Consider the following 17,304-nt stretch of genomic DNA (forward strand, 5'->3'; position numbering starts at 1 on the left):
GCGCCCACGCCGAGGAGTTCGCTGGGGGACGCCGACGTCACGGTGGCCCGGCCGTGGTGCACCACAGCGATCAAGTGCTGGTGACGGAGTGGCTGGATGGGGTGCCGTTGTCCCGAGGTGATAACGGACGGCACCCAGGAGCAGCGGGACCGGGGCAGGTCAGTTGCTGGCCCGCTTTCTCTTCTCGGGCACCGCCCGCACGGGACTGCTGCACGCCGACCCGCACCCGGGCAACTTCCGTCTGGTCACCGGCGACCACCCCGACGGGCCACCGGAGAAATGGCGCCTGGGGCGTCCTGGACTTCGGCACGGTGGGAACCGGCTGCCGCAGGGACTAGCCGGCCGAGATCGGGACGGCGCTGCGGCTGACGCTGGACGGCGAGGCCGAGGCGGTCCACGAGCTGCTCCGTGACGAGGGGTTCGTCAAGCCGGAGATCGAGCTCGACCCGGAAGCCCGTGCTCGACTATCTGCTGCACGATCATCGAGCCTGCCCAGGTGGACGATTTCACCTTCACCGCCGCGACTGGATGCGGTCCCAGGCCACGCGGATCGCCGATCCCCCGCTCTCCCGCGTACCAGCTGGCCCCGTCAGCTCAACCTGCCCCCGGCGTACTTGCTCATCCACCGGGTGACCACGAGCACCATAGGGGTGCTCTGTCAGCTGGGCGCGACACGGTGCGGCTGCGCGACGAGATGGAGGCGTGGGTCCCGGGCTTCGCGGACGCCGGCCCGGTGGAGGACTGCGGTCAGGGGACTCCCGCCTGAGGCGGCGGGCGGGTCCGCCGGAGGCGCGGGCCCGTTCCCTCACCACCAGGCGGAGTCGAGTCGGCCCTCGATCGCTCTGAGGTTGGCGCGGGAGCAGTCGTCGCAGAAGTAGTGGGCGGCCGCCGTTCTCCACGGAGCAGTCCAGGTCGGCGGGAAGCCGTCGGCGGGTGGTTCCGCAACGGGCACACGTGAGGGTGGTGCCGGTGGCCTCAGGGTCAACTGCGCTGAATCAGGCGTCTTCTGGTCCACTCCAGACGATATCCCCGTGAACGGTTCGTGAGGGTTCAACGCACCCGAACGCACCGGGGGGCCGGTCCTTTCGGACCGGCCCCCCGGTTCACCAAGTCGCGTTCGGCGGAATGCCTAGTGCTGCATCACGGCCATGGCCAATGCCCGTCGGGCGCGCAGCGAGGCCCGCTCGGCGCGGCGCTGCACGCGCCGGGCCGCCGCGAGCCGGACGGGCCCTGCCCTCGTGCATATGGGCACGGGCCAGGACTTCTGGGATGAGTTGCATTTCGAGGTTCCTGTTCTGACGCGAGGTGATCGCGCCGGAGGTGGTGCGTGCGGGGAGGGCGGAGCCGGCGGCTCGGGGGACGTGTGGTGCATCGTCGGTTCCTGCTTCGTGGGGTCGGTGCGCGAGGGGGAGGTCGATCGTGCCGGGGAGACTCATGCGGCGACCGGTTCTTGCGCGGGCGGCCACGGGGGCGCTTGCGGGCCACGACGACGCCCTGGACGAAGAGCTCGCCGCCCCAGACGCCCCACGGCTCGCGACGGTCCTTGGCGCCGGCGAGGCAGGCCTCGCGCAGCGGGCAGGTCTGGCAGAGCGACTTGGCGTACTCCACGTCCGCCGGCGACTCGGCGAAGAAGACCTCCGGGTCGTAGCTGCGGCACGGGACCGGGGTGCCCAGGTTCTCGATCGCGTCGTCGAGGTCGGTGAGCGCGGTCAGGGGGGTCAAGGTGTCCTCCGTGGGGACGGGCGGGGGGATCAGGTCGGTGGCTACTGACGGCGGTGTGTGCCTTGATCTGCACGGTTGGTGTTCCTCGTCTGTTGTTCCGGCTGGTGGCGCGGGCTGGTTTCCCCCGGCTGGGGGGCAAGCAAAAGGGCCGCGGATCCCGGTGTGGGTTCCGCGGCCCTGGAAGGTGCCGACCTGATCTGCCGATCAGGCTGGATCTCTCCAGGGTTCGAGCCCACGGAAGGCCCACATCGTGTGGTGCTGGTACTGCTTCGTCCGGGATTCGGCGCCGTTGGTCTCTGCTGCGAAGGCGTGGAACTGTGCCTCTGCCGCCATTGCCGCTGCCGTGGGCGCCCTTGGTCGGTCGCTCATTCCCCAGGGCCGGCGCGTTGGCCGGGAGGGCGATGGAGGACAGACCGGTGCCGTTGACGGAACCGAGAACCGGAGGCGCGGACGACACCGGATACGGCGTCGACCGCGCGCAGGCCGAGCGGGACGCATGGCGAAGACCGGGCGATCGGTCATTTTGTTGCTGGGGATGAAGCTGATCATTGGTCTCGCCTCCTCTCGGCGTCTCGGGACGGACCGCGGTCCGTCGAATCTTCGGTTCAGTACAGCACGGAGCCGGCGGATCCGTAAGGATCCGTCGTTTCCCTGCTCTGGAAGGCTATGGGTATGCCCTCCGCGCACGCAAACTATTTTTCCGGAGAGATTTCCGAGCCCTCGCACGACCCCGGCTCGCGGCCGGCGCACAGCGCCAGGACGTCGGCCCCGAACGTGCCGAGCTTGCGCCTTCCCACACCGGAGATGACGGAAAGCTCCGCCTCGGTTCCCGGCGCGGCCTCGGCGATCGCCAGCAGCGTCCTTGTCGGTGAACACGCAGAAGGCGGGCTGGCCGAGCCGTTCGGCCTGCCCGGCGCGCCAGTCCAGCAGCCGCTCGTGCAGCCCTTCGTCCCAGCTCGCTGGGCAGTCCTCGCAGCGCAGCAGCTTGATCTCCCCCGCGTCGGTCAGGGTGCGCCCGCAGACGCGGCAGCGCACCGGTCTGCGCCGCGCCCGGGGGGGCGGGCCGTCGCCGGAGCGGACGCCGGAGCCGGACGAGCCCGATCCGTACGAGACGTGGCCCAGCGGACCCGTGGCGTCCGGCGTGCCCGGGCGGGGGGCCGTGGAGCCGGCCGCAGGCCGGACAGGAAGCGGCTGGGGCGACGGGAGGGGCGCCCGCCCGGCGCCCGGGAGAGCGCCCACGACAGGGTCAGGTGGCGGCGGGCCCGGGTGACGCCGACGTAGAGCAGCCGGCGCTCCTCCTCGATCTGCTCGTCCGTCTTCGCGTAGGTGATCGGCAGCATTGCCCTCGGTGAGTGCCGACCAGGAAGACGGCGTCCCACTCCAGGCCCTTGCGGCGTGCAACGAGGCGAGCGTCACACCCTCGACGGTGGGGGCGTGTTGCGCCTCGGTCCGCTCCTGCAGCTCGGTGACGAGGTCGGCGAGCGTGGCGCCAGGGCGGGACCGGGCGAAGTCCTCGGCGAGCCGCACCAGGGCGGCGAGGGACTCCCAGCGGTCGCGGACCGCGCCCGAGCCGGCGGGCGGCTCGGGCGTCCAGCCCCGGGTGGAGAAGACGGCCCGGACCTGGTCGGCCAGATCCTCGGCGGCGGCCAGCCGGGGGTCGGTGCCGTCCGCCGCCCGGGCCGCGCCGCGCAGCAGCACCTGGGCCTCGCGGACCTCGGGGCGCTCGAAGAACCGCTCGGCCCCGCGCAGCTGGTAGGCACGCCCACGTCGGCGAGGGCCTGCTCGTAGCCCTCGGACTGGGCGTTGATGCGGTAGAGGACCGCGATCTCGCCGGCGGGCACGCCGGAGGCGATGAGGTCGCGGACGCGCCGGGCGACGCCCTCGGCCTCGGCGGGCTCGTCGGCGAACTCCGCGTAGGCCGGCTCCGGGCCGCTCTCCCGCTGGGAGACCAGCTCCAGGCGGTGGTCGGCGGCGCGGCCGCGGGCCTGGGCGAGGAGCCCGTTGGCCAGGCGCACCACCTGGGGGGTGGAGCGGTAGTCGCGGACGAGCCGGACGACGGTGGCGTTGGGGTGGCGGGTGCGGAAGTCCAGCAGGTGGTCCGGGGTCGCGCCGGTGAAGGAGTAGATCGTCTGGCTGGCGTCGCCGACCACGCAGAGGCTGTCGCGCTCCCCCAGCCAGAGCTCCAGGAGTCGCTGCTGGAGGGGGCTGACGTCCTGGTACTCGTCGACCACGAAGTGCCGGTACTGGCGGCGGACGGTCTCGGCGATGTCGTGCCGGTCCTGGAGGACGCCGACGGTCAGCAGCAGGACGTCCTCGAAGTCGATCACTCCGCGCTCGCGCTTGAGCTGCTCGTAGACGCCGTAGACCTTGGCGATCTCGGCGGTGTCGCGGGGGGGCCTCGCGGCCGCAGCGGACGACGGCGGCCGGATACTCCTCGGGGACGGTCTGGGTGACCTTGGCCCACTCGATCTCGGCGGTCGTGTCGCGCAGCTCGCTGCGGTCGAGGCGGACCCGGCAGCGGGCCGCGGCACCTCGGCGACGAGCTGGACCTTGCGCTCGAGCAGCCGGGGCAGCTCGCCGCCGACGGCCTTGGGCCAGAAGTACTGGAGCTGGCGCAGGGCGGCCGAGTGGAAGGTGCGGGCCTGGACGCCGGCGGCGCCCAGCTGGCGCAGCCGGCCGCGCATCTCGCCCGCCGCGCGGTTGGTGAAGGTGACGGCGAGCACACTCGCGGGCTGGAGCAGCCCGGAGCGGACCCCGAAGGCGATCCGGTGGGTGATGGCGCGGTCTTGCCCGTACCCGCGCCGGCCAGCACGCACACCGGCCCGTCGAGCGCCGTCGCGACCGCGCGCTGCTCGGGGTCGAGCCCGTCGAGCACGGCGTCGGCGGTCTCCGGCACCTGGGGGAAGAGGGTGGTGTGCGTTGCTGGTGTCACCCCGCCATGCTGCCAGGTTCCGGGAGGCGACCGGGACGGTTGTCCACAGGCGGGGCCCTGCGGTCGTACTTATGCTGTGCCGGGAATGGCGGGGGAAAGGTGCACGTTCTACCACCGGAGCAGCGCTCCCCCACCACAGCACGATCCTAAGGAGCCCCATGTCCGCCGTGACGATGTACAGCACCACCTGGTGCGGCTACTGCGTACGCCTCAAGCGCCAGATGGAGCGGGAGGGCATCGAGTACACCGAGGTGAACATCGAGCTCGACCCGGAGTCGGCGGTCTTCGTGGAGAAGGCCAACGGGGGCAACCAGACGGTGCCGACCCTGCTGTTCGCCGACGGCTCCACGCTCACAACCCCTCTCTCGCCCAGGTCAAGGCCAAGATCGGGGTCGGCGTCTGACCCCCGGCTTACGGCACTCCGCCTACGGCAGGGGCTCGCCGTACCAGAGCTCGACCAGCCGGGCTGCGATCGAGATTCCGGTGGGAGGCAGCACCTCCCCGGACTTGAACGCGGCCCGCAGCTCTTCCCGGGAGAACCAGCGCGCCTCGTGGATCTCCTCGCCGTCCACCTGGATCTCGGAGGAGACGGCACGCGCCCGGAAGCCCAGCATCAGGCTGGACGGGAACGGCCAGGGCTGGCTGGCGACGTACTCCACCTCGCCCACCACCACGCCGGCCTCCTCGGCGACCTCGCGGCCGCACCGCCTGCTCGATGGACTCGCCGGGCTCGACGAAGCCGGCGAGCGTGGAGAAGCGGCCCTCCGGCCAGTGCATCTGGCGGCCCAGCAGGGCGCGGTCCGGTCGTCCGTGACCAGCATGATCACCGCGGGGTCGGTCCGCGGGTAGTGCTCGGCGCCGCAGGCCTGGCAGCGGCGGATGTGACCGGCGGCGGCGATGACGGTGCGCTCGCCGCAGCGCGAGCAGAATGCGGTGCAGCCGCTGCCAGTTCTCCAGGGCCACCGCAGTGCACCAGCAGGCCGGCGTCGCGCGGCGACAGGAGCAGGCCCGCCTCGCGCAGCCCGGCCGGGCGCGCCGACTGGTCCATGCGGCCGGGCAGGGTGTCCTTCTGCAGGGCGAAGTAGGCCACCCCGTCCTCGTCCTGGCCGAGGAAGTAGCGGTGCGTCTCGGTGACGGGGGCCTCGAAGGCCGGCGTCATCACCAGCTCCGTACGGCCGTCGGGGGTGTCGTCGATCAGCGCCTGTCCCCCGGAGACCACGAAGACCCGGGTCGAGGGGTGGCTCCAGGCCGCCGCCAGCCATGCCCTCGTCCAGGCGGTGGTGCCGGCGGCGCGGTCGATGCCGCTCGCGCCGCTGAGCGTGATGGGACGGTCGGCCGGGAATGCGGTCCAGGTGGTCACGGGCTGCTTCCAACTCCCCCTGTGGTGATGGTCGTGGTGCGTCTGGGGCCGGTGCGGCCCGCTAGTGCCCGCCGGGCCCGCGGCGAGGTCGCCCCAGAGGTGGGCCGCGGTCTCCACGCCCTTCATGAGGAGGTCGAGCTCGACCTTCTCGTTCGGCGCGTGCCAGCCGTCCGAGGGCACCGAGATGCCGAGGACAGCACGGGGACGCCCAGGACGTCCTGCAGGTCGCGGCGGGGTCCGGGAGCCGCCCTCGCGGGTGAAGCGGATCTTCTGCCCGAAGGCGCGGCCATGGCCCGGACGACGGACTCGGAGCGCGGGGTGGTCAGCGGCGTCAGACAGGGCGGGTGGCCCCCGGTGAACGTGATCCCGTGAACGGATGCCGGCGGGAGGCAGGATCGCCGTCCACTCGCCGCACGGCCTGCTGGATCCGGTCCGTGTCCTGGCCGGCCCACCCAGGCGGAACGACAGCTATCAGCCGGGCCGAGTCCGGCACGATCGTCTTGCCGCCGGGGCCCTGGTACGCCCGCCGCCGATGCCGTGACCTCGGCGGTGGGACGGGCCCAGACGCGCTCCAGGGTGGTGAAGCCGGCCTCGCCCAGCGTGGCGTGCGAGTGCGCGGTGCGCCGCCAGCGCTCCTCGTCGAAGGGCCGCTCGGCGAAGAGCTCGCGCTCACGGTCGGTGAGCTCCACGACGCCGTCGTAGAAGCCGGGGATCGCCACGCGGCGTCCTCGTCGTGCAGGGCGGCGACCAAGCCGGGCGGCTCGGTGGCTTAGGGTTTGGGGCACGGCCCCGCCGAAGGAGCCGGAGTGGATGTCCTGGTCCGGCCCGTACAGGTCGATCTGGCACTCGACGAGTCCGCGCATGCCGGTGCGACCGTCGGGGTGTCCTCGGACCACATGCCGGTGTCGGAGACGATCGACGAGCTTGTCGCAGGCGAGGCGGGTCGCCGCGCGGTCGCGGATCAGGGCCGGGAAGTTCGGGGGAGCCGAACTCACTCCTGCGGCCCTCGACGATCGAGCTTGAGGTTGACGGCCTGGGCCGTCCGGGCGGTGGTCCGCCAGGTGCGCGCGGACACCGAGCGTGTGGAAGAACACCTGGCCCTTGGTCGTCGGCGGCGCCGCGCCCGTAGAGCCGGCCGTCCTTGAGGACGGGCTCGAACGGGTCGGTGCGGGCGCGTCCGCCCAGGCCTCGATCTCGCCGTGGCCCGCCTCGCAGTGCTCGCGCAGGGCGTGCAGGAAGGCGGACGGGCCGCGGGGGCGCTTCTGCTCGGGGCCCCACCAGTGGCCGGAGCCCAGCAGCAGGGAGCGGGGGCGGGTGAAGGTGACGTAGCCGAGGCGGAGTTCCTCGACGGACTGGTGCTCCTTCATCTCCGTCTTGAACGCCGCCAGGCCCTTGGCGTCCCAGGACGTGACGTCGGGGAGGGTGTCCGCGTCGCCGCGCAGGGCGTGCGGCAGGACCCGGGCCTGGGCCGTCCAGGACTCGCGCGGCTGCTCGCTGGGGAACGTCCGCGCGACGAGACGGGACGGCGACGACGTCCCACTCCAGGCCCTTCGACTTGTGGGCGGTGAGGACCTTGACCGTGTCCTCCGCGCCGGGCAGCGAGCTGTCGAGGGCCCTTCTCGTACTGCACGGCCGTGCGCAGGAAGCCAGGAAGGCGGAGAGCCCGGCGTCCCCGTCCAGGCCGGCGAAGCCCGCGGCGATGTCCGAGGAACTGGTCGAGCGTCTCGCGGCGGCGGGCCGCCAGCGCGTGCGGGGAGGCGGAGAGCTCGACGTCCAGACCGGTGGTCGCGAGGACGCGGTGCAGGACGTCCATCAGCGGATCGGCCAGGCAGCGCCGCAGCTCGCGCAGCTCCGTCGCGAGGCGGGCGAAGCGGACCCGGGCGTCGGCCGAGAACGGCAGGCCGTCGTCCGGGGCGTCCCCGGCCGTGAGGAAGGTGTCGAGCGCGTCGGCGAGGGAGATCATCTCGGCCGGGTCGCGGCCCTCGACGGCCTCGGCGAGCCGGCGTCCGGGGTCCGTGCCGGCGGCGCCGTACGGGACGAGGGTGCGCGCGCGGCGGCCGAGGAGCGCCAGGTCACGGGCGCCGATGCGCCAGCGCGGGCCGGTCAGCAGCGGACGAGCGCGGCGTTGGCCGTGGGGTCCTGGAGCACCTCGCAGACGGCAACCAGGTCGGCGATCTCCGGCAGGTGCAGCAGCCCGGACAGGCCGACGACCTCGACGGGGACGTCCCGCCGACGAGCGCGCCCTGGATGCGGGCGAAGTCGGTGGCGGTGCGGCACAGGACGGCGACGTCGCCGGGGCGGGTGCCGGTGCGCACCAGGTGGGCGATCGAGTCGGCCAGCCAGGCCAGTTCCTCGGCCTGGGTGGGCAGCAGGGCGCAGCGCACCAGCCCGTCGTGCTCGGCGCCGGGCGCGGGCGCAGCGCCTCGACGCCCTCGTGGCGCTCGCGCAGCGGCGCGGCCAGGCCGTTGGCCAGGCGGAGGAGGCGGCCGCCGCTGCGCCGGTTCTCGCCGAGGGCGTAGCGGTTCGCGGGGCGGCCGTCGGCGTGCGGGAAGTGGCGCGGGAAGTCGTCGAGGTTGGCCACGGAGGCGCCGCGCCAGCCGTAGATGGCCTGGCAGGGGTCGCCGACGGCGGTGACGGCGTGGCCCGTGCCGGCCCCGAACAGGCCGGCGAGCAGGAGGCGTTGGGCGACGGAGGTGTCCTGGTACTCGTCGAGGAGGACCACCTCGAACTGCTCGCGCAGGATGCGGCCGACCTCGGGGCGGGTGCGGGCGGTCTCGGCGGAGAGGGCTATCTGGTCGCCGAAGTCGAGGAGGTCGCGGGCGCGCTTCTCCGCGCGGTACGCCTCGACGAGGCCGGTCAGCTCGCGGCGGGCGCGGGCGGTCTCGGGGGCCTTGCGCAGGTCGGCGTTGGTGAGCCGGGCTCCTTCGAGCGCGGAGAGCAGCTCCTCGTCGTGGGCCCGCAGGGCGGCCGGGTCGACCAGGTGCTCGGCGAGCTCGCCGTCGAGGGCGAGGAGGTCGGCGACGAGGTCGGCGAACGGGCGTGGTGAGCGCGGGGTGCGGGCCCGGCGAGGAGCGCAGGACGCGGGCGGCGAGCTGGAAGCGGGTGGCGTCCGCGAGGAGCCGGGCGGTGGGCTCCAGGCCGATGCGCAGGCCGTGCTCCTTGAGGAGGCGGCCGGCGAAGGCGTGGTACGTGGAGATCTGCGGCTCGCCGGGGCCGTCCTCGTCGGTGGCCTCACCGGCGGTGACGCCGGCCTTGGCCAGCGCCTTGCGGACGCGGTCGGCGAGTTCGCCGGCCGCCTTGTTGGTGAAGGTGAGGCCGAGTACGCGCTCGGGTGCCACCTGGCCGGTGCCGACCAGCCAGACGACGCGGGCGGCCATCACGGTGGTCTTGCCGGAGCCGGCGCCGGCGACGATCACCTGGGGGGCGGGCGGGGCGGTGATGCAGGCCGTCTGCTCGGGGGTGAAGGGGGATGCCGAGCAGGTCCTTGAGCTGCTCGGGGTCGGTGAGGCGCGGCGTCATGTCCCTCACGGTAACGGGGACCGCTGACAGGGCCCGGGGCGTGCTCACTCCACCACCTGCCGCCCCTCCGGCCTCGCCGAGCACGCTGCCCGGAAGGCACAGTGCGTGCAGTGCTGGCCGGGGCGCGGGGCGAAGCGTTCGTCCAGGACGCGGCCGGCCGCCGTGGCCAGGAGTTCGCCGACCCAGCCGTCGCCCGAGGTCTCCAGGGACTCCTGCGCCTGGACCTTCGGCAGCGCGTCCCCGCCGTCCCGCTTCACCGCGCCCTGCCGCAGCTGGACCAGTTCCGCGCCGCCGGACCGGGGCCGCTCGCCGTCGAACAGGTCGTCCACCGCGCCCTGCCCGACCGCCAGCTGGTAGACGGCGAGCTGCGGGTGGCGGGCGACCTCGGCGGCGCTCGGGGCGCTCCTGCCGGTCTTGAAGTCGACCACGTACGCCCGGCCCGCCTCGTCCCTCTCCACGCGGTCCATGGAGCCGCGCACCCGCACCAGGTACTGCTCCGCCTTCAGCGTGACGTCGAAGGGGTGCTCACTGGCGACCGGCGTGCGGCCGCGTTCCAGGACGTGCCAGCGCAGGAAGCGTTCCAGGGCGGCCCGCGCGTTCTCCTTCTCCTGGCGGGACTTCCAGGGGGCATCGAAGGCGAGCGCGTCCCAGACGGTGTCCAGGCGCTCCATCAGGACGGCGAGGTCGGCCGGGGTGCGGCCGGACGCGACGTCGTCGGCGAGGACGTGGACCACGTTGCCGAAGCCCTGGGCGGGGCCGGCCGGGGCCTCCGCCCGCACCTCGCGCCCCAGGAACCACTGGAGGGAGCAGGTGTCCGCGAGCTGGCCGAGCGCGGAGCCGGAGAGCGCCACCGGGCGCTCGCGGTCGCGCAGCGGCACCCCGCTGTGCGTCGGTTCGTACAGCCCCCACCAGCGGTCGGGGTCGGCGGCGGGGACGAGCGGCCGGTCCTCCTCGTCGCGCAGCGCGGCGAGCCGGGCGAGGCGGGCCGCGGCGGCGGACCGCAGGGCGGGGGACGCGGCGGGGTCCACGGTGGTGGACCGCAGCTCGGCGACGAGCGCGGCGACGGCGAGCGGCCGCCGGGGGCGCTGGGTGACGTCCACCGGCTCGACGCCGAGTTCGGCGAGGAAGCGGGAGGGCTGGTCGCCGTCCTCCGCCGACGCCTTGACCGCCGTGACGACCAGGCGCTCCCGGGCGCGCGTGGCGGCCACGTAGAACAGCCGCCGTTCCTCGGCCAGGAGGGCGCCGGGCGGCAGGGGTTCGGCGAGGCCGTCGCGGCCGATGCGGTCCGCCTCCAGCAGCGAGCCGCGGCGGCGCAGGTCGGGCCAGAGGCCCTCCTGGACGCCGGCGACGACGACGAGCCGCCACTCCAGGCCCTTGGAGCGGTGCGCGGTCATCAGCCGGACGGCGTCCGTCCGCACCGGGCGGCGGGTGAGGGTGTCGGCGGCGATGTCCTGGGCCTCCAGCTCGTCCAGGAAGTTGAGGACGTCCCGGCCGCCGACGCGTTCCTCGGCGCGGGCCGCGGTCTCGAACAGGGCGCACACCGCGTCCAGATCGCGGTCCGCGTTTGCGTCCGGCCGCCCCGCCGCGGTGCGCGGCGCGGCGCAGCCGGTCGGGCCAGGGGGTGCCGTCCCACAGCGCCCACAGGGCGTCCTCGGCGGTGCCGCCGGCCGCCAGCCGCTCGCGGGCGGTGCGCAGCAGCGCGCCCAGGCGCTGGGCGCCCTTGGCGTACGCCGGGTCGTGCGCGACCAGGCGCTCGGGCTCGGCGAGCGCCTCGGCGACGAGCACGTCCGAGGGCCGGGGGACGGTCCGGCCGGCGGCCCGTTCCTCCTCGCGCAGGGCGCGGCCGAGCCGGCGCAGGTCGGTGCCGTCCATGCCGCCGAGCGGCGAGGTGAGCAGGGCGAGGGCGGTCTCGGGGGCGAGGGACGCGGGGGCTGCGGCAGCGTCGGGATCGTCGTCGGGGACCCTGCCCGCCGCCACCTGCTCCGCCACCACCCGCAGCGCCGTCAGCAGCGGCGCCACCGCCGGTTCGTGGCGCAGCGGGACGTCGTCGCCGTCGACCTCCACCGGTACGCCCGCCGAGGTCAGCGCGCGGCGCAGCACCGGCAGGGAGCGGGAGCCGGCGCGGACCAGGACGGCCATGTCGCCCCAGGGGACGCCGTCCTCCAGGTGGGCGCGGCGCAGGATGTCGGCGACGTTGTCGGTCTCGGCGCCTGCGGTGGGGTAGGTGTACGCCTCGACCCGGCCGCCGGGGCGGTCGGCGGTCAGGTCGCGGTGGGCGCGGACGGCGGCGGCCGGGAGGCGGGTGAGCGGCATCCGGGCGGTGAGGAGCCGGGTGGCGGCCAGCAGCGCGGCGCCGGAGCGGCGCGAGGTGGTCAGCACGCGCACCGGGGCGGGCGTGCCGTCGCGGCGCGGGAAGGCGTCCGGGAAGTCGAGGATGCCGCCCACGTCCGCGCCGCGGAAGGCGTAGATGGACTGGTCCGGATCGCCGAAGGCGATCAGCGGGCGGCCCCCGCCGGCCAGCGCGCGCAGCAGCCGCACCTGCGCGGCGTCGGTGTCCTGGTACTCGTCCACGAAGACCGCGTCGTAGCGCGCGGCCAGGTCCGCCGCTACCTCGGGCCGTTCGGCGAGCAGGACGGCGCGGTGCACCAGTTCCGCGTAGTCGAGCACGCCGCGGGCGTCGAGGACGTCGAGGTACTCGGCGAGGAAGGCGGCCGCGGCCGCCCAGTCGCCGCGCCGGGTGCGCTCGGCGAAGTCGGCCAGTTCGCCGGGCCCCAGGCCCAGTTCGCGGCTGCGGGCGAGGACGGCGCGCACCTCGTCGGCGAAGCCGCGCGTGGTCAGGCACGCGCGCAGCTCGTCCGGCCAGCGCACCGCCCCGCGCCCCTCGCGCTCCAGCTCGGTCTGGCCGGCCAGCAGGTCGCGCACGGTGACGTCCTGCTCGGGGCCGGAGAGCAGCCGCGGCGGCTCGCCGAAGGGCTCCGCGTCCCGGTGCGCGCGGACCAGGGCGTGGCAGTACGAGTGGAAGGTGGTCGCCTGCGGGGCGCGGGCTCCGCCGAGCCGGGCCGCCATGCGGTCGCGCAGCTCGACGGCGGCCTTGCGGCTGAAGGTGAGGACCAGGACGCGCTCGGGGCCGGCGCCCCGCCGCACCCGTTCGGCGACGCTCTCGACGAGCGTGGTGGTCTTGCCCGTCCCGGGCCCGGCGAGCACCAGCAGCGGCCCGGAGCCGTGCTCAACCACCGCGCGCTGCGCCGCGTCCAGCCGTGCGGGGACCGCGGGACCCGGCGGGGTGCGCACCAGGCGGTACGCGCCGGCGCCGTCCCGGAGCGTCCGCCGGTGCTCCGGGCGGTCCGGGCGCGACGAGCCGGAGGGGGGATGGGATCTCACGTGGGTTACGGGTCCTGGTCGGTGACGGGGGCGGTCGGGGCGGTAAGGGCGGTCCCCGACGCTACGCCAGGAGACGGGCGGGGCGCAGATCGTCCCGGGAGTCACCCCGGGCGTTCGAGCACCTCATCCGTTCGGGTGGCCCGGGTGCACCGTGGATCAGGTGTCGCGTTTCACACCGTCCGCACCACGCGAACCGTCCGGGACGCCGTCCCAGCGCGCCCGCGCCATCGCGATGCGGAACGGACCCGCCGGGCCGGCGGAACGCAGCGGCGTCCCCTCCTCCCGGTAGCGCTCCAGGGCGCGCCGCTCGTGGCCGGGGAGCAGGGCACCGTCCGCGCGGACGACGCGCCACCACGGCACGGCGCCCCCGTAGAGCGCCATCACCCGGCCCACCTGCCGCGGGCCCCCCTCGCCCAGCCACTCGGCCACGTCTCCGTAGGTCATCACGCGGCCCGGCGGAATCGTCTCGGCGACGGCCAGGACCCGCTCCGCGTACTCGGGCAGTGCTTCGTCGGTCACCCGGTCCATACTGCCCGCCGCCCGCGGGCCGGGACCTGCCGGGATCACCCGGAGTGCGGCGCCCGACCACAGGGCGTACGATCCGATGTCCGCGCCCCCGAAATGCACCCTGATACACCCTTGCCCGGCCGGGCCATGCCACCATCTTCCGGGCGGTGACTCTGGTGATACGAGAACGAGAAGACCAGGAAGACACGGACGAGCAGGGCGCGGGGCCTCCTGAGGAGGCGCGCGCCCCCCGCGCGTTGCCCGGGAAGGGCGAAGCACAGCCCCCCCGAGACGAAGGACGGCGAGGTCCACATCGACAAGGTCTCCGGCGACGAGCCGCTGCTGCCGGCCCGCGTCCACCGCCCCGCCGACCTCGTGCGCATGTTGCTGGGGATCGTCGGCATCGCCCTCGTCCTCGCCCTCGCGGCGTTCGCCCACGCCACCACGTCCGGCCTGGAGGCCGACGTCAAGGAGAGCGCGGGCCACGCACCGGCCACGCTGGCGAACCTCGCCGGGCTCACCGCCAACATCGCGATCTTCATCGTGCCGGTGGCCTTCGCCGTCGAGCGGCTGATCAAACGGGACGGGCTGCGCATCGCCGACGGCGTCCTGGCCGCCGTCCTCGCGCACGGCGTCTCCCTGGGCGCCGCCCTCTGGGTCGCCGAGGCCGCCCCCGAGACCATCCGGGACGCGCTCACCCGCACCACGCCCACCGGCGTGACCGACCCGGTCCACGGCTACCTCGCCCCCGTGATCGCCTACATGACGGCCGTCGGCATGTCCCGGCGCCCGCGCTGGCGGGTCGCCATGTGGGCGGTGCTGCTGCTGGACGCCTTCGCCGTGGTGGTCAACGGCTACTCGACGCCGTTCTCGATCGTCATCACCGTGCTCATCGGCTGGACCGTCGCCTACGGCACGCTCTACGCCGTCGGCTCCCCCAACGTCCGCCCGACCGGCCAGCACCTGCTGCACGGCCTGCGCCGCGTCGGCTTCCGGCCGGTGACCGCCCTGCGCACCGAGGACCCGGGCGACACCGAGTCCCACGACCGGGGCCGGCGCTACGTCGTCACCCTGGAGGACGGCCCGCCGCTCGACGTCACCGTCGTCGACCGCGAGCAGCAGGCCCAGGGCTTCTTCTACCGGGTCTACCAGCGCCTGGCGCTGCGCGCCTTCACCCAGCGGCGCAGCCTCCAGTCGCTCCGCCAGGCCCTCGAACAGGAGGCGCTGCTCGCCTACGCGGCCATCGCCGCCGGCGCCAACGCGCCCAAGCTGATCGCCACCTCCGAGCTCGGCCCGGACGCGGTGATGCTGGTGTACGAGCACATCGGCGGCCGCCGGCTCGACACCATCCCGGACGAGGAGCTCACCGACGAGCTGCTGGCCAGCGCCTTCCGCCAGGTGGAGGCCCTCCAGTCGCGGCGCATCGCCCACCGCCGGCTCGACAGCGACTCGCTCCTGGTGGATCGTTCCGGCAATGTCGTCCTCACCGACCTGCGCGGCGGTGAGATCGCGGCCGGCGACATCGTCCTGCGGATGGACGTCGCCCAGCTGCTCACCACCCTCGGCCTGCGGGTCGGCGCCGAGCGCGTGGTCGCCTCGGCGGTCTCCGTCCTCGGCCCGGACGCGGTCGCCGACAGCCTGCCGCTGCTCCAGCCGATGGCGCTGACCCGCGCCAGCCGGGCCACCCTGCGCCGGATCGCCCGCGAGCGCTCCCGCCGCGAGCGGGACGCGGTGCTGGAGGCGTCCCGGCTCGCCAAGGAGGAACGGGCCCGCGAGCGCGCGGAGCGGGGCTCGGGGGAGGCCGACGCCCGCAAGGCGCTCAAGGCCGAGAAGGCCGAGAAGAAGGCCGAGCGGAAGGCGGAGAAGCAGGCCCTGGACGAGGCGGCCGAGGAGGCCCGCGAGGAGGACCTGCTGGCCCAGATCCGCCGTCAGGTCCTGCTGATCCGGCCGCAGGCGCCGATAGAGCCCGTCCGGCTGGAGCGCATCCGGCCGCGCACGCTGATCAGCTCGATCGCGGGCGCGATCGCCGCGTACTTCCTGCTCTCGCAGCTCTCGCACGTCCGGTTCGGCGACATCGTCGAGCAGGCCAACTGGGGCTGGGTCGCGGCGGCCGCCGCGTTCTCCGCGCTGAGCTACTTCGCGGCCGCCATGCGGCTGCTGGGCTTCGTCCCGGAGAAGGTGCCCTTCCTGCGGACGGTGATGGCCCAGGTCGCGGGGTCCTTCGTCAAGCTGGTCGCCCCGGCGGCGGTCGGCGGCGTGGCGCTGAACTCCCGCTTCCTGCAACGGGCGGGGATCCGGCCGGGGCTCGCGGTGGCCAGCGTCGGCGCCTCCGAACTGTTCGGCCTGGCCGCCCACATCCTGCTGCTGCTGACCTTCGGCTACATCACCGGCACCGAGCGGACGTCGTCCCCGCTGCCGCCGTCCCGCACGATCATCGGCGGGCTGCTGACGGCGGCGGTGCTGGTGCTGGTGGTCACCGCGATCCCGTTCCTGCGCAAGTTCGTCTCGACGCGGGTGCGGTCGCTGTTCGCGGGTGTGGTGCCGCGCATGCTGGACCTCCTCCAGCGGCCGCGGAAGCTGGTCAACGGCATCGGCGGCATGCTGCTGCTGACCGCCGCGTTCGTGATGTGCCTGGACACCTCGATCCGGGCCTTCGGCGGGGACATGAGCTACGCCAGCGTCGCGGTGATCTTCCTCGCGGGCAACGCGCTGGGCTCGGCCGCGCCGACGCCGGGCGGCGTGGGCGCGGTCGAGGGCGTCCTCATCGGCGCGCTGACCCTGGCGGGACTTCCGGCGGACATCGCGACGCCCGCGGTGCTGCTGTACCGCCTGCTGACGTTCTGGCTGCCGGTGCTGCCGGGCTGGCTCTGCTTCAACCAGCTGACGCGCAAGGGAGCGATCTAGGGCGTGTCCGAGGGAGCCGTCTATCCCGCGACGGACCGCCGTTCGCGGGCGAACACCCACGCCGTCAGCAGCGTCGTCGCGCACAGCGCGGTCCCCGCCGCGACGAGGCTGGTGCGCAGGCCCGGCAGCGCGAAGTCCTCGCCGTCGCCCGCCACCAGCGCGCCGAAGACCGCGACGGCCAGCGCCCCGCCGGTCTGGCGCACGGCGTTGAACAGCCCCGAGGCCGTACCGACCTGGTGCGCGGGGACGGCGTCCATCAGCAGCGCGGTGAGCGCGGGCATCGCCAGCGCGCCGCCCACCCCCATGGGGACGAGCAGGAGCACCACCTGCCACACCGGAGTGCTCTCCCCCAGCGGCAGCAGCGCGAACATCGCCCCGGCCAGCACCGCCTGGCCCACCAGGATCACCGGGCGGCGGCCCAGCCGCTCGGCCAGACGAGGGGACAGCAGGTTCGCCGCGGTGATCACCGCGGACAGGGGGACGAACATCAGCCCCGCCGCCGTCCCCGACATGCCGCGCAGCTGCTGGTAGTAGAGGCCGAGCAGGAACACCACGCCGTAGAAGCCGCAGTTCGAGGCGAAGCCGACGACCAGCGGCAGGGCGACACCGCGCTGCCGGAACATGCCCAGCGGCACCATGGGCTCCCGGTGGCGCCGTTCGGCGACGACGAAGGCCAGGCCGGAGAGGACCGCGACGGCCAGCGCCCCGACGGCCGTGGGCGAGGACCAGCCCGCGTGCCCGCCCTCGATGACCGCGAAGGTCAGACCGGTCAGGGTGAGGACGGCGGCGGCCTGCCCCGCCGGGTCGAGCGACCGGGGCCGGCGCGGGGACGGCGCGGTGCGGACGAGGAGCGCCAGGGCGGCCGCCCCCACGGGGATGTTGAGCAGGAAGACGGCCCGCCACCCGGCCGTCTCGGTGAGCAGCCCGCCCAGCACCGGCCCGGCGGCCAGGGCGACCGAGCCGCCCACCGTCCCACAGC

At 74.5% G+C, this 17,304-nt stretch carries 6 protein-coding genes and 9 pseudogenes; 3 read left to right on the forward strand and 12 right to left on the reverse strand.

The window, feature by feature from the left end; genetic code table 11:
- Nucleotides 1-739 (forward strand): annotated as a pseudogene (locus tag ABD794_RS13005) (AarF/UbiB family protein); the annotation flags it as partial.
- A 66-nt stretch (nt 740-805) separates the two neighbouring features.
- Here the strand turns inward: ABD794_RS13005 and ABD794_RS13010 are convergent.
- The 6 genes and pseudogenes from ABD794_RS13010 to ABD794_RS13035 all read right to left on the reverse strand — a co-directional run bounded on the left by ABD794_RS13010 (nt 806) and on the right by ABD794_RS13035 (nt 4,538).
- On the reverse strand, nt 806-952 hold the full coding sequence (locus ABD794_RS13010; RefSeq protein WP_344963240.1) for a hypothetical protein: 147 nt from the start codon (nt 950-952) through the stop codon (nt 806-808).
- A gap of 177 nt (nt 953-1,129) precedes the next feature.
- A pseudogene (locus ABD794_RS13015) lies at nt 1,130-1,436 on the reverse strand (hypothetical protein).
- A gap of 10 nt (nt 1,437-1,446) precedes the next feature.
- A pseudogene (locus ABD794_RS13020) lies at nt 1,447-1,755 on the reverse strand (WhiB family transcriptional regulator); the annotation flags it as partial.
- Between the two features lie 659 nt (nt 1,756-2,414).
- A pseudogene (locus ABD794_RS18950) lies at nt 2,415-2,775 on the reverse strand (HRDC domain-containing protein); the annotation flags it as partial.
- On the reverse strand, nt 2,727-3,062 hold the full coding sequence (locus ABD794_RS13030; RefSeq protein WP_344963242.1) for a 3'-5' exonuclease: 336 nt from the start codon (nt 3,060-3,062) through the stop codon (nt 2,727-2,729). The pseudogene ABD794_RS18950 and the gene ABD794_RS13030, both read right to left, overlap by 49 nt.
- Before the next feature lie 72 nt (nt 3,063-3,134).
- Entirely contained in the window at nt 3,135-4,538 is a 1,404-nt protein-coding gene (locus tag ABD794_RS13035) for an ATP-dependent helicase (protein WP_344963245.1), read from the reverse strand.
- A 274-nt stretch (nt 4,539-4,812) separates the two neighbouring features.
- Here ABD794_RS13035 and ABD794_RS13040 point away from each other — a divergent pair.
- A pseudogene (locus ABD794_RS13040) lies at nt 4,813-5,057 on the forward strand (mycoredoxin).
- A 22-nt stretch (nt 5,058-5,079) separates the two neighbouring features.
- Here the strand turns inward: ABD794_RS13040 and nudC are convergent.
- From nudC to ABD794_RS13065, 5 genes and pseudogenes are all read right to left on the reverse strand, one after another.
- Nucleotides 5,080-6,014, reverse strand: a pseudogene (gene nudC, locus ABD794_RS13045) (NAD(+) diphosphatase).
- 81 nt (nt 6,015-6,095) lie between these two features.
- Nucleotides 6,096-7,181 (reverse strand): annotated as a pseudogene (locus ABD794_RS13050) (M20/M25/M40 family metallo-hydrolase); the annotation flags it as partial.
- Nucleotides 7,142-9,533 (reverse strand): annotated as a pseudogene (locus ABD794_RS13055) (ATP-dependent helicase); the annotation flags it as partial. The pseudogenes ABD794_RS13055 and ABD794_RS13050, both read right to left, overlap by 40 nt.
- Nucleotides 9,534-9,577: 44 nt before the next feature.
- Nucleotides 9,578-12,824: pseudogene (locus ABD794_RS13060) on the reverse strand (ATP-dependent helicase).
- A 246-nt stretch (nt 12,825-13,070) separates the two neighbouring features.
- Nucleotides 13,071-13,442, reverse strand: a complete 372-nt coding sequence (locus tag ABD794_RS13065) for an MGMT family protein (protein WP_344963246.1) — start codon at nt 13,440-13,442, stop codon at nt 13,071-13,073.
- A gap of 360 nt (nt 13,443-13,802) precedes the next feature.
- Between ABD794_RS13065 and ABD794_RS13070 the strand changes: the two genes are divergently transcribed.
- Nucleotides 13,803-16,325 (forward strand): flippase-like domain-containing protein, encoded by a 2,523-nt coding sequence (locus ABD794_RS13070; RefSeq protein ID WP_344963265.1) that lies wholly within the window; start codon nt 13,803-13,805, stop codon nt 16,323-16,325.
- Between the two features lie 20 nt (nt 16,326-16,345).
- Here the strand turns inward: ABD794_RS13070 and ABD794_RS13075 are convergent, their stop codons facing one another.
- Nucleotides 16,346-17,293 (reverse strand): MFS transporter, encoded by a 948-nt coding sequence (locus tag ABD794_RS13075; RefSeq protein ID WP_344963248.1) that lies wholly within the window; start codon nt 17,291-17,293, stop codon nt 16,346-16,348.
- Nucleotides 17,294-17,304: the final 11 nt, after the last annotated feature.

This window comes from Streptomyces thioluteus (genome assembly GCF_039535865.1).